The sequence below is a fragment of the Campylobacter sp. CNRCH_2015_0338h genome, from assembly GCF_025772785.1.
Taxonomy (GTDB): Bacteria; Campylobacterota; Campylobacteria; order Campylobacterales; family Campylobacteraceae; genus Campylobacter_D.
Genome location: NZ_JAKMST010000001.1, coordinates 77,360 through 89,542 on the forward strand (window position 1 = coordinate 77,360; position 12,183 = coordinate 89,542).

The following is a 12,183-nucleotide window of genomic DNA, read 5'->3' on the forward strand; positions in this document are numbered from 1 at the left end:
TTTGATTATAATTTTATTTAAATATTATAACTAATTTAAGGAAAAAATGAAAACCATTGATCAAATTTATCAAGCAAAAATAGAAATCAAAAAATCAACTTTTTTGTCTTTTTTATGTCCTTTTGAAGATTTTCAAACTTTAATGCAAAAGCTAAGAAATGAGCATTTAAAAGCCGTGCATTTTGTATATGCTTATCGGTATTTAAATGAATTTGATCAAATCATAGAAGATAAAAGCGATGATGGTGAGCCAAAAGGAACTTCTGCAATGCCTTGTTTGAATGTCTTAAGAGGGGCTTTGCTTGTTAATTGCGCGGTGATTGTGGTGCGTTATTTTGGAGGGATTAAACTTGGTACAGGTGGTCTTGTAAGAGCTTATAGTGAAGCTACAAATGAAGCTATTTTAAATGCAACGCTTTTAGAATTTGAAGCTAAAAATATTTTAAATTTAAACATTCCTTTTCATCTTTATGCAAGATTTGAGCATTTTTTAAATAAAAATAACATTTCTTATGAAAAAAAATTTCAAGAAAATGTTGAACTGGTTTTAAGCGTTAATGCAAAAGAAGAGGAGGAATTTAAAAAATTTGCAAAAGAGTTTGAATTTAGCGGACTTGTTTGGAAGTAAGCGTTTGCTTACTTCATTTTTATAAAGAACTTAAAAGATCTTTTACCATATCTTTTTGTGGTTCTTGTTTGTCTTCTATATTAGCTTGCATAGGAGTTTCGTTTTGTCCTCTAAAACGATAATTATAAATATTTGACATATTTGAGCTAAAAATTCCTGTGCTAAATTGATCTTGACTCATAGCTTTTGAAAAAAGCTCATCAAGTTTTATACTTTGCTCGTTTAAATTTTCACTATTGTTTTGACTAAGTAAAGACATAAAGTCTTCATTAGCTCCTTGAGTGCTTTTATAAGCACTACTTTGACCATATCCATACTCTTTAACCGATAAATTATCATGGTTAACTTGCATGCTTTCTCCTTTCAAAATATTACAAGGAAAAAACAAGCAAAAATCATTCCTTAATCGCCATGAGTTGGGTAGTATTCAGCTTCTATTTCATTGTTTTTAATAAACTCTTCTCTAGCTTTATTACAGCGTTCATCTCTTAGTTTTCTATAAGCATTTCTACTTTCTAATTCTTTAGAAGTTAAAGGGCGATCTTCTAAAAATGAAATGTGAAAATAAGTATCATCTTCTTTGCTGAATTTTTCATAAAATTCAACATAGTCAAAATAATCTTTTTCACTTTGAAAATCAATACTTTCTTCTACATAAATAGTTGGACCAAAACCTCTGTGATTTTGAGTAAAATGTCCAAAACCAGCTGCATATTTTATCTTAAACGAATTCATTCTAAACCTCCTAAAAATTCGTCATAACTTCCTTTAAAGTCTGTTAGTTTTCCATCTTCTAAAAACCATATACGATTAGCAAAAGCACTAATTAGTTCTCTATCGTGGCTTATGCATATCACACAACCTTTGAAATTATACAAGGCTTCGCCTAATGCAATGATACTTTCAAGATCTAAATGATTATCCGGTTCATCTAAAAGCAAGAAATTTCCGCGTTCTAACATTAATTTTGAAAGCATTAAGCGGTGTTTTTCACCCCCGCTTAAACTAGAAGCCATTTTTTCTTGATCGCTTCCGCTAAAGAGCATTCTACCAAGACATTTGCGAATTTCATCCAAATCTTTGAATTTTTCACTCATTAGCCATTCATAAAGTTTCAAATCTTCATTAATTAAATTCGTTGTATCTTGTGAAAAATATCCCATTTCTATGGTGGCACCAAGGTGAATATGACCACTATCAGGTTCTAATTTTGATGCGATGATTTTAGCTAAAGTGCTTTTTCCAACACCATTTGCGCCAATTAAGGCTATTTTATCACCTTTTTCTAATTTTAATTCTAAATTTTCAAATAAAGTTTTATCATAAGCCTTGCTAATACCTTTTAATTCTAAAACTTCATTTCCTATTTCTCTATTTGTTCTAAAAACTATACTAGGATCACGTCTACTTGAAGTTTTAATCTCTTCAAGTTCAAGTTTTTCTAAAGCTTTAGCTCTGCTTGTAGCTTGTTTGGCTTTTGAAGCATTAGCGCTAAAACGGCGTATGAAATTTTCTAATTCTTCTCTTTCTTTTAAAGTTTTATCGCGTTTGAGTTCAGCTTGTTTAGCAAGTAAGGTTGAAGCCATATACCAATCATCATAATTTCCAGCAAAATCACGTATTTGTTTAAAATCTACATCTAAAATTCTTGTACAAACTTTATTTAAAAAATGTCTATCATGGCTAATTACTACTAAAGTTCCCTCATGTCTTAAAAGCTCATTTTCAAGCCAAGAAATAGCTTCTAAATCAAGGTTGTTTGTAGGCTCATCTAAAAATAATACATCAGCACCTAAAAATAATACTTGAGCTAATAAAACTTTAAATTTATCCGCACTTTGTAAAGTACTCATGAGAGCATTAAAATCTTTTATATTTAAAGAACTAAGAATTTTTTCACATCTAAGCTCGCAATCATAGTTTGGATCTTCTTCTGCTGTTATGATTTCAAGCTCGCTTAATCTATCATTGATTTCATCGGTAAATTCTTCACTCATATAAAGTTTTTCTTTTTCTTTTAGTGCATCGTATAATCTTTTATTTGCACACATTACCGCATCTTTGATAGTGTAATTTTCAAAAGCAAATTGATCTTGTCCTAACACTGCGATTTTTAAATTTGGATCTATACAAATTTCTCCACTGCTTGATTCTATTTCACCTGAGAGAATTTTTAAAAAGGTTGATTTTCCTGCGCCATTTGCGCCTATAAGTCCATATCTTTCACCACGGTTTAATTTTAAATTTACATCTTCAAATAAAAGCTGGTTCGCAAAACGCATAGTGAGATTTTTTACTTCTACCATTAATATCCTTAAAATATTTTTGCTATAATTTTAACAAAAAAAGGTTTATTATTTTGGATTTTTCGTATTTATTGTTAAAAACATTGCCTAGTATGACTTTGGTTTTTAATATCTTAGCTTTATTTTTAGCTTATTTTTTTAAGCAAAATAAGATTTTTTTCTTACTTTTGTTGATTTTATGTGCTAGAGCTTTATCTTTAGTAGCAAGTGAGTATCAAGCGCATTTGTTTATCTCGGTATTTTTGCCTTTTTCTTTTGTACTTTTTGTATTTTTACAAGATAGCAAACTTGTTTTTGAAAGAATTAATCTCATTAAATTTGCATATTTAGCCTTTATGGGTTTTGTAGCGTTAATACTTAGTACAAGTACTAATTTTAATGCAAGCATTACAAGCGAAATTTTTGGTCTTTCGACACAATTTTTTAAGCCTATTAGTGAGTTAAGTTTTTGTGTGTTTTGGGCGGGAATGATATTTTTATTATTTTCGTATTTTAAAAACAATGATTTTCATTTCTTACTTGCTTATATGGGCTTGAGTGTGCAGTTTTTATTTTACAATAGTGTTGATTTGGGTTATTATGAATTTGCTTCTTTAGTGTTGATAGGATTTTTAGCATATAAAGCTTATAAAATAGCCTTTTTTGACACTTTAACCAATTTGCCAAATTTAAAAGCCTTAAGAAGATATGCCCAAGGGCTTGAAAATTTTCATTTAGCCTTGATTGAAGTAAAAAATATCAATGAAATTTATCATCAAAAAGGCTCAAAAATGGGCGAGTTTGTAATGTATGAGTTTGCTAGGATTTTAAAAAAAGCTTTACACGCTAGGGTTTTTAAAGATGATAAGGATTATTTTATCATTGTATTTGAAAATGAAAATATAGCTTTTGTTCAAAGTAAGCTTCAAATGCTTGAAAATTTTATGCAAAAATATAGTTTTGAATTGAAAGAGCAAAATGCAAAATTAGAAATTAAACTTTGTTTATCAAGCAAAAATGAAAACATAGAAGAAAGTTTAAAACAAGCAAAATTAGAACTTAGAAGGCAAAAGGATTAAAATGTTAGATTTGATTTTTAGAGAGTATGATATAAGAGGGCTTTACCCAAGTGAGTTGAATGAAAAAAGTGTAAAAGCTATAGGTTATGCCTTGGGTTTAGAAATGAAAGCAAGAGGTTGTGAGAAAGTAAGCGTAGGTTATGATGCAAGATATAGTGCAAATGAACTTTTTAACTATTTAATCAGTGGTTTAAATAAAGCTAATATGCAAGTTTTCAATATAGGCTTAGCACCAACTCCTATGGGTTATTTTAGCTTGTTTTTCGATGAAATTTTTGATGCAAACATCATGATAACAGGCTCGCACAACCCAAAAGAATACAATGGCTTTAAAATCACGATTAACAAAGAAAGTTTTTTTGGTGCTGATTTGAAAAAACTTTCTTTAAAAGTGCAAGAGTATTTAGAACTTGAAATCAATGATGATTTAAGATATGAAAATTATGATGTTAAAAGCTTATATATAGACTTTTTAGCTAAGCATTTTTCACATCTTAAGGGCTATAAAGAAAAAATCATTATTGATTGTGCAAATGGAGCCACTGGAGTGATTATAAAGCCTTTGGTGGAAAAATTAAATCTTAATGCACAAATTTTATTTGAAAATCCTGATGGAAATTTCCCAAATCATGCACCTGATCCAACAGAGCTTGAAAATTTACACGCATTGCAAGTTGCGCTAAAAGAAAATGAAAATGCAAAAATGGGCTTTGCTTTTGACGGAGATGGAGATCGTTTAGTAGTAGCAAGTAAAGACTATGTGTTTAAGGGCGATGAACTTTGTTATTTATTTGCTAAAAATATAAAAAATCCTAGAGTTTTAGGTGAAGTAAAATGTTCTAAAAACCTTTTTGATGAGGTAGCTAAATTTGGTTTTATCATGATGGGTAAGACCGGGCATTCTAACATTAAAAAAATGATGAAAGAGCAAAATATCGACATAGCAGCAGAGCTTAGTGGGCATATTTTCTTTAAAGATAGATATTTTGGTTATGATGATGGAATTTATGCATTTTTAAGAACCTTAGAGCTTTTAGTAAATGGTTTTGATATAGAAAAATTGGTTAAAGAATTACCAAAACTTTATGCAAGTGAAGAGATTAAGCTTAAAGTTAGTGAGGAAAATAAATTTCAAATCATAGAAAAATTTAAAGAAAAAGTAAAAGCAAACGCTTTTGAAAATGTGCTTGATTGTAATGAAATTGACGGAGTTAGAATCACCTTTAAAGAAGGGTGGGCGCTTTTGCGTGCTTCTAATACAAGCCCGTATCTTATCATGCGCACTGAAGCTACAAGTGCTGAATTTAAAGACTTTTTAGAAGCAAGAGTAAAAGAACTTTTCGAAGAAATCATAAAAGAGCTTGCATAAGTTCTTTTACATCAATATTTTTTGTATATAAATATGCTCTTAAGAGTTTAGGAATTTTTGCTTTTCTATAAATTTCTTTAAATTCTTTTGGTATTTTCTCACAACTTACAAAAGGAAAAATCAAAACTTTTTCTTGTATATAAACAATGCCTATTTTATGTGAAATCACTCCATCGCCTTTTAGTGCTTCTTGTCTTTGTTTGGCGCTTAAAAGCACTCCAAGCTTTTTAAAACATTTTGCGATTAAACTTTCATCTTTATGAGTGATGTAAATATTTTTAAATTCATAAATATTTTCTTCTTTTAAATCTTTTTCTAAGTATTTAAAGCTCTTTTTTACTCCATTTGGATAAAGCTTTAAAAACTCATTGGCAAAATTCTTGCGTATAAAATTTCTAAAATATTTTTCATCATCATTACTCTCATCATGAAAATAAGTGATATTGTTTTCTTTTAGATAGTTTGAAATTTCTTCTTTTGGAATTTCAAGCAAGGGTCTTATGATGGTAAAATATTTTCTTTTTTCAATATCTTTAAAACCAAGTAATTCTCTAAGCCCTGCACCTTTGGAAAATTGCATTAAAAACCATTCTAGTTTATCATTTAAATGATGAGCTAGTAAAAGATTATCATAAGAGTGATTTTTGCAAAGCTCTTCAAAAAACTCATAACGCAAAGCTCTTGCATGGGCTTCGAAATTTTTTGTTATCTTGGGTGCAGTTTTGATGTAAATTTTTTTATGAAAACGCTTGGCTAATTCTTTGGCACTTTGTTCTTCTTTATCACTATTTTTACGAGTTTTATAGTTTATAAAAGCAAGATCAAAATCTATATTTTTTTCGAAAAGCATGAAAAATAAAGCACTAGAATCACTCCCATGAGAAAATGCTAAAAGATTTTTCCCTTGCTTTAAATGATTTAAATATTTGCTATCAATCATCAAACTTTCTTAAAGCTTTTGCAATGAGTTTTTTATCTAAGCTCTGCGTGATTTCACACTCATAAAGTTTGCCCATTTCTAAATCTCCACAATCACTTTCATTGATGAGAATTTCTCCATCTATATTTCTATCCCAACGCAAATCTTTTGCACCGATGAAAAATTCTCCTTCAGAGCTTTGACCTTCACAAAATGCTAAAGTTTTTTTACTAACTTGTTGATTAAAACTTTTTTCTATACATTCATCGACGATTTTTTCTATCACTTTTAATCTTGCATTAATGATTTTACTAGGAATTTGTTCCATGTCAAAAGCTGCGGTATCTTCTTCTTTAGAATAAGCAAAAACACTAATTCTATCAAAACCAAATTCTTTTATAAAAGTACATAATTCTTCAAAGTCCTCATCACTCTCTCCAGGGTGACCTACTATAAAACCTGTGCGTAAAAACGAATTTGGAGCTTGTTTCATTAAATTTAAAAGCTCGATTAATTTAGCTTTATTAGCTCCGCGTTTCATGATTTTAAGCATATTATCACTGATGTGTTGCAAAGGCATATCAAAATAATTTACAAAAACTTTTGATTGAATAATTTTTTTTATCACTTCTTTACTAATGCTTGTTGGATATAGATATAAAATTCTAGCAGCCTTTACACCTTGGATATTTTCTATAGCCTCAATAAGCTTTAAAAGTCCATCTTTTTGACCTTGATCAAACAAATACGAACTTGTATCTTGAGCGATAAAAGAAAAGTCTTTATAGCCTTTTTTAACAAGTTCTTTTACTTCATTTACAATGCTTTCTAAGCTTCTTGATTTGAGTTTGCCTTTAAAACTTGGTATAGCGCAAAATGAACATTTTTGATTACATCCTTCAGCTATTTTGATAAAAGCATGATAGTTTGATCCTGTGATTACGCGATTGGTGTTTTTATCTTGCAAGTAAGTAGAATTGGAAAAAAGATTAGTTTTTTTAAGTATCATTTCATCAATTTTTTCATAATCTCCCACACCGGTAAAAAGATCAACTTCAGGTAGTTCTTTCATTAATTCCTCGCGGTAGCGTTGCATTAAACATCCTGTTACAACTAACAATGAATCTTTTTTTCTTTGCTCGTGTAAGTCTAAAATCGCATTTATGCTTTCTTTTTTAGCACTATCTATAAAGCCACAGGTATTTACAATCAAAACATCAGCTATGCTTGGCTCATCGCAAATTTCATAATCACTTAATCTTCCAAGCATGATTTCACTATCAACTAAATTTTTATTACAACCTAAAGACATTAAAAAAAGTTTTGGCATATTTCTCACTTTAAATGTTTTATTTTTTTGCTAAAATTATAAGATTAAATTATATCAAAAATTAGAAAGAAAATTTTTATGGATAATTACGAATACAGCGAACTTTTAAAAAAATTAAAAAACAAAGTTGGAAATATCGCTTCTATCATTAAGCCTGAAGAGATAAAAGCAAGATTAAAAGAAATAGAAAATTTAGAAAATTCTCCTTCTTTTTGGAGTGATGTAAAACAAGCAGGAGTGATAGGTAAAGAAAAAACTAAAATTTCAAATTTACTTAAAAATTATGAAAATGCAAATAATGCTTTAAATGATGCAAGTGAGCTTTTTGATCTTGCTAATAGTGAAAATGACTTAGATACTATAGAAGCTTTATTTGAAGATGCAAACAAGCTAGAAGATCTTATTGTAAATCTTGAAATTTCTATGCTTTTAAGTGGGGAAAATGATGGTAAAAACGCCATAGTTTCCATTCATCCAGGAGCGGGAGGAACGGAGAGTAATGACTGGGCTAGTATGCTTTATAGGATGTATTTGAGATTTTGTGAAAGAGAAGGTTTTAAAGTGGAAACACTTGACTTTCAAGAAGGCGAAGAAGCAGGGCTTAAAGATGTTAGCTTTTTAGTAAAAGGTGAAAATGCTTATGGGTATTTAAAAGCTGAAAATGGCATTCATCGTTTAGTAAGAACTTCTCCATTTGATAGTGCAGGACGCCGTCATACGAGTTTTTCTAGTGTGATGGTTTCGCCTGAACTTGATGATGATATAGAAATAGAAATTGAAGAAAAAGATATAAGGATTGATTATTATAGAGCAAGCGGAGCAGGTGGACAGCATGTTAATAAAACTGAATCAGCAGTGCGCATAACTCATATGCCAAGTGGTATAGTAGTGCAATGTCAAAACGATAGAAGCCAACACAAAAACAAAGCAACTGCTTTTAAAATGCTAAAATCACGCCTTTATGAGCTTGAGCTTATGAAACAACAAGATGAAGCAAATTCAAGCGAAAAAAGTGAGATAGGCTGGGGGTATCAAATCCGCTCTTATGTGCTTTTTCCTTATCAACAAGTCAAAGACACACGCTCAAATGAAGCTTTTTCGCAGGTTGATAATATCTTAGATGGGGATATTAAAAAAATCATAGAAGGTGTTTTAATAGCGCAAAAAGCACAAGATTAATACTACAAAAGGATATTAAATGGAAAAAATTCTAGTTTGTGTGGATGTTTTAGAGCCTTGTAGGGAAAGTTTGCATTATGGAGTGTATTTAGCTAAAAAGCTAGATCTACCTTTAATGTTTTTATATACCATAGAACCAAATTTTACTAATGCTGAATTAGCTTGTAGTTTTGGCATAGGTGCTAGTGGGTGTGTGATTGAAGATTTAGTAGAAGAGCAAAGCCAAAAAAATGAAAATCTTTGCAAAAAAGGGCAAAGAATTTTAGAAGAATTTTGTGCTTATGCAAAAGAACAAGGCGTAAAAGAATGTTTTAGCGTGCAAAGAGATGGAGACTTAGAAGAAGTTTTAAAAGAATATAATGATCAAATAAGATTAGCTATAGCAGGTTTAAAAGGCGGTGGTAAGAAAAATAAAATAGGCATTCATACAGAAGAATTAGTAAGAGCTTTAAATGTGCCTATTTTGCTTGTAAATTCTGCTTTTAAAGAGATTAAAAGTGTGATGATGGCTTATGATGGGAGTAATTTGGCTAAAAAAGCCATAGAGCAAGCCATTAAAAGACCTATTTTCAAAGAAGCAAAACGTTATGTAGTAAATGTATCTAAAGATGAAAAAGCTTCTTATGAGTTATTAACTCAAGTAAGTCAAATTTTTAAAGAAGCAAATTTAAATGTGCAAACTCAGCATTTAAATGGAGAGATTACTCAGGCTTTATTTGATTTTGGTGAGCAAAATGATATAGATTTATTGATTATGGGAGCTTATTCACATCACTGGTTAAAAAGTATTTTATTTGGTAGTTTGACAAATGATATTTTAACTAAGGCTAAAAAACCTTTATTGCTGATTCGCTAATGTTGCACCATAGACTTTTAAATCATTATATTAGCATTTATCACAAAAGTACCAAACAATTTCTTTTTGTTTGGACTTTGCTTGCTATGGTGCCTTTGTTTTGTAGTTTTTTATTTGATGAACTTGCTATTTATGCAACAGGTAAAATTACTTCTGAAATTTTATTTTTAATTTTAAATATTATTCCTATTATGGTGGCTGTGGCATTGATGGTTTTTTTGCTTATTAGTATTTGGGCTGCTTTTAGTGGAAAGATTAATATTAAAGAAAAATTTTTTATTATTTTATATGCATATGTTTTGATATGGTTTGCGTATGGAAATTTGTATTATTTTTCTTGTGATGTAGATAATTACAATAGAATGTTAATTGCTACTCAAAAAAATGAAAATCTAGATATTGTAGATTTACAAGAAAAAGTTATAGAAGTGCAGTTTCAAACACCTATAAGAGGAATTCATAATTTTTGGTCTTTAAATGATGAGTTAAAACCTCAAATTCAAAATAGAATAAAAGGTTTGGTTGATTGTTATTATTTTAGTGGAGTTACTATGCTAACGATAGGCTTTGGTGATGTAACGCCGGTTAGTTCTTTGCTAAGATTATTTAGCGTATTTCAAGGATTTTTAGGGCAGGTTATTGTTGTGATTGCTATGGGGCTTTGGATTAACCAAGTAGGTAAGCAATAGTTTACCTTATAATTAATATTTTATAGCGTATTGATTTTGTATTTCTTCATGTCCTAGTATTTTTTGGATATTGCAATTTTTATTAATATCTAATTTTTTAACATCATAGTGAAAATTAGTACAATTATGCAATAAAAATGCCATTGTTTTAGCATTATGTACATCCCATCTTGACAAATCTTGATCAAATTGTTTGCAATTTTCAAACATATGTGCCATTGTAATGGCATTATGCACATCCCAATTTTCTACTTTATGGTTGAATTTAAGACAATTACAAAACATATATTTAGTATCTTTTACATTTGACATATTCCAAGAAGATAAGTCTTGATCAAAAGATTCACAATCAAAAAACATTCCTTCCATGTTTTCAACATTTTTAACATTCCATTTAGAAATATCATGATTAAAGCTTTTGCAGCAATAAAACATATAAGACATATCTTTAACATTTGACACATCCCATTTTTCTATACCATCAAAGTTGGTTCTGGTAGAATAGTAGAATAAATAAGACATATCCGTAATTAAGCTTACATCGATTTCATCTAAGGCAATAAGCTCTTCTCTAACAAGAGCAACTAATTCACATTTAGTTTTAGGCGTAAACATGTTAGCTCCTTTTTGGATGTTTATTACAATATAATTATAATATTATTTAAATATAAAGTAGAAAAAATAAATATTAAATTAATAAAAAAGTATAAAATACTATAATATGTTTCATTATGAAACATATTATAAATTTAATAGGAAAATTAAGCTAATTGATATAAAGATTAACCATATAAAAAGCAACAATGCCATTAAAAATGGTTTAAAACCTGCATTTTTTAAAACATTTTTATGGATATTAACTCCCAAAGCTACCATGGCCATAGAAAGTAAAAGCGTGTCTATAGTTTGTATGCTTGGTTTTATATAATTAAGCGCAAAATCTGTATTTAATATTTCAAGTGAGCTAATACCACAAGCAAGTAAAAACCACAAAGCAAAATAAGGAATATTTGCTTTAATGGAAATTTTTTCATTATTTTTGTTTAGAAATTTCAATGAAAAAAGACCTAAGAAAATCAAAAAAGGCACTAGCATTAAAACACGCATCATTTTTTCTATGACAGCACCATCTCCTGCTTGCACAGCTTCACCTGCTGCAACAGCATGTGCAACTTCATGCAAGCTTGCTCCCATGAAATACCCCATTTGCTTTAAACTAAAAAAATCAAACCAGCCTAAATTCCAAGCCAAAGGATATAAAAACATCCCCAAAGTTCCAAACACAACCACAGTGCAAACTGCCACGCCAACTTTAGCAGAGCCACCTTTAACAATGCTTTCACTAGCCATCACAGCAGCTGCTCCACAAATGCTTGAGCCACTACTTATAAGTATGCTTTCTTTAAGATCAAGTTTAAATAATTTTCCCAGTAAAAGTCCCATAAAAAAGGTAGAAAACACTACTAAAAATGCTAATAAAATTCCATTTAATCCAACTTTTTCTAAATCATTAAAAGTAATTCTAAAGCCATAAAGTATAATCCCAAGTCTTAAAATTTCTTTTGTTGCTATGCCTAAAACTCCTGATTTTTTGAGTAAATTTGCATTTTGATGTGCTAAATTTCCTATTAAAGCTCCCAAAATCACAGCTACGATTAAAGCTGAAATTCCAAGATTTTTAAAAAAATTAAGCTCAGAAATAGCAAAAGCACAAAAAGCAAGAGTAAAAAGCAGTAAAAAAGCTTCAAATTTTCTATGTTTATATATATTTTTATGCATGAGTTTTCCTTTTTTTGTTTTTTTGTAATCTTAATGATTTTTTTGTGATAAGTAAAATTAATTTTATTTG

Annotated in this window: 13 protein-coding genes; 6 read left to right on the forward strand and 7 right to left on the reverse strand. The window is 29.5% G+C overall.

All coding sequences use genetic code 11. The features are described 5' to 3' along the window. Positions 1-46 precede the first annotated feature (46 nt). Complete coding sequence (locus L8X30_RS00445; protein WP_263678436.1) at positions 47-628, forward strand: IMPACT family protein; 582 nt, start codon at positions 47-49, stop codon at positions 626-628. A 19-nt stretch (positions 629-647) separates the two neighbouring features. Here the strand turns inward: L8X30_RS00445 and L8X30_RS00450 are convergent, their stop codons facing one another. The 3 genes from L8X30_RS00450 to L8X30_RS00460 are packed head-to-tail and all read right to left on the reverse strand — an operon-like array spanning position 648 to position 2,934. After that, positions 648-980, reverse strand: a complete 333-nt coding sequence (locus tag L8X30_RS00450; protein WP_214099013.1) for a hypothetical protein — start codon at positions 978-980, stop codon at positions 648-650. 50 nt (positions 981-1,030) lie between these two features. Further along, entirely contained in the window at positions 1,031-1,363 is a 333-nt protein-coding gene (locus L8X30_RS00455) for a hypothetical protein (RefSeq protein ID WP_257936421.1), read from the reverse strand. Next, entirely contained in the window at positions 1,360-2,934 is a 1,575-nt protein-coding gene (locus L8X30_RS00460) for an ABC-F family ATP-binding cassette domain-containing protein (RefSeq protein ID WP_047207957.1), read from the reverse strand. Before L8X30_RS00460 ends, L8X30_RS00455 begins: the two co-directional genes overlap by 4 nt. 53 nt (positions 2,935-2,987) lie before the next feature. On the opposite strand from L8X30_RS00460, the gene L8X30_RS00465 reads away from it, so the two are divergent. Together L8X30_RS00465 and L8X30_RS00470 are read left to right on the forward strand one after the other, a co-directional pair. Further along, positions 2,988-3,992 carry a GGDEF domain-containing protein gene (locus L8X30_RS00465; RefSeq protein ID WP_257904646.1) on the forward strand — a complete coding sequence of 335 codons (1,005 nt, stop codon included), beginning with the start codon at positions 2,988-2,990 and terminating at the stop codon, positions 3,990-3,992. A 1-nt stretch (position 3,993) separates the two neighbouring features. Further along, positions 3,994-5,361, forward strand: coding sequence for a phosphomannomutase/phosphoglucomutase (locus L8X30_RS00470; protein ID WP_263678437.1), 1,368 nt, complete (start codon positions 3,994-3,996; stop codon positions 5,359-5,361). Here L8X30_RS00470 and tilS read toward each other — a convergent pair. Together tilS and rimO are read right to left on the reverse strand one after the other, a co-directional pair. After that, on the reverse strand, positions 5,342-6,304 hold the full coding sequence (gene tilS, locus L8X30_RS00475; protein ID WP_263678438.1) for a tRNA lysidine(34) synthetase TilS: 963 nt from the start codon (positions 6,302-6,304) through the stop codon (positions 5,342-5,344). The genes L8X30_RS00470 and tilS overlap by 20 nt on opposite strands. Next, positions 6,294-7,610: a 30S ribosomal protein S12 methylthiotransferase RimO gene (gene rimO, locus L8X30_RS00480; RefSeq protein WP_263678439.1), complete on the reverse strand. Its 1,317-nt coding sequence runs from the start codon at positions 7,608-7,610 to the stop codon at positions 6,294-6,296. Before rimO ends, tilS begins: the two co-directional genes overlap by 11 nt. A 78-nt stretch (positions 7,611-7,688) precedes the next feature. Between rimO and prfB the strand changes: the two genes are divergently transcribed. The 3 genes from prfB to L8X30_RS00495 are packed head-to-tail and all read left to right on the forward strand — an operon-like array spanning position 7,689 to position 10,334. Then, on the forward strand, positions 7,689-8,789 hold the full coding sequence (prfB, locus tag L8X30_RS00485; RefSeq protein ID WP_263678440.1) for a peptide chain release factor 2: 1,101 nt from the start codon (positions 7,689-7,691) through the stop codon (positions 8,787-8,789). A gap of 19 nt (positions 8,790-8,808) precedes the next feature. After that, positions 8,809-9,645: a universal stress protein gene (locus L8X30_RS00490; RefSeq protein ID WP_263678442.1), complete on the forward strand. Its 837-nt coding sequence runs from the start codon at positions 8,809-8,811 to the stop codon at positions 9,643-9,645. Next, complete coding sequence (locus L8X30_RS00495) at positions 9,645-10,334, forward strand: ion channel (protein ID WP_263678444.1); 690 nt, start codon at positions 9,645-9,647, stop codon at positions 10,332-10,334. Before L8X30_RS00490 ends, L8X30_RS00495 begins: the two co-directional genes overlap by 1 nt. Before the next feature lie 12 nt (positions 10,335-10,346). On the opposite strand, the gene L8X30_RS00500 is transcribed toward L8X30_RS00495, so the two are convergent. Together L8X30_RS00500 and L8X30_RS00505 are read right to left on the reverse strand one after the other, a co-directional pair. Further along, positions 10,347-10,949, reverse strand: a complete 603-nt coding sequence (locus L8X30_RS00500) for a BspA family leucine-rich repeat surface protein (protein ID WP_263678446.1) — start codon at positions 10,947-10,949, stop codon at positions 10,347-10,349. Positions 10,950-11,075: 126 nt separating this feature from the next. Next, the gene (locus L8X30_RS00505; RefSeq protein ID WP_263663615.1) at positions 11,076-12,113 is read right to left on the reverse strand and encodes a YeiH family protein; all 1,038 of its coding nucleotides are present in this window, start codon (positions 12,111-12,113) and stop codon (positions 11,076-11,078) included. Between the last annotated feature and the right edge of the window lie 70 nt (positions 12,114-12,183).

Excerpts from the sequence above, each read along its gene's own strand:
- L8X30_RS00445 (WP_263678436.1), top strand. The coding sequence starts at position 47 with ATGAAAACCATTGATCAAATTTATCAAGCAAAAATAGAAATCAAAAAA.
- L8X30_RS00450 (WP_214099013.1), bottom strand. The coding sequence starts at position 980 with ATGCAAGTTAACCATGATAATTTATCGGTTAAAGAGTATGGATATGGT.
- L8X30_RS00455 (WP_257936421.1), bottom strand. The coding sequence starts at position 1,363 with ATGAATTCGTTTAAGATAAAATATGCAGCTGGTTTTGGACATTTTACT.
- L8X30_RS00460 (WP_047207957.1), bottom strand. The coding sequence starts at position 2,934 with ATGGTAGAAGTAAAAAATCTCACTATGCGTTTTGCGAACCAGCTTTTA.
- L8X30_RS00470 (WP_263678437.1), top strand. The coding sequence starts at position 3,994 with ATGTTAGATTTGATTTTTAGAGAGTATGATATAAGAGGGCTTTACCCA.
- rimO (WP_263678439.1), bottom strand. The coding sequence starts at position 7,610 with ATGCCAAAACTTTTTTTAATGTCTTTAGGTTGTAATAAAAATTTAGTT.
- prfB (WP_263678440.1), top strand. The coding sequence starts at position 7,689 with ATGGATAATTACGAATACAGCGAACTTTTAAAAAAATTAAAAAACAAA.
- L8X30_RS00490 (WP_263678442.1), top strand. The coding sequence starts at position 8,809 with ATGGAAAAAATTCTAGTTTGTGTGGATGTTTTAGAGCCTTGTAGGGAA.
- L8X30_RS00495 (WP_263678444.1), top strand. The coding sequence starts at position 9,645 with ATGTTGCACCATAGACTTTTAAATCATTATATTAGCATTTATCACAAA.
- L8X30_RS00500 (WP_263678446.1), bottom strand. The coding sequence starts at position 10,949 with ATGTTTACGCCTAAAACTAAATGTGAATTAGTTGCTCTTGTTAGAGAA.
- L8X30_RS00505 (WP_263663615.1), bottom strand. The coding sequence starts at position 12,113 with ATGCATAAAAATATATATAAACATAGAAAATTTGAAGCTTTTTTACTG.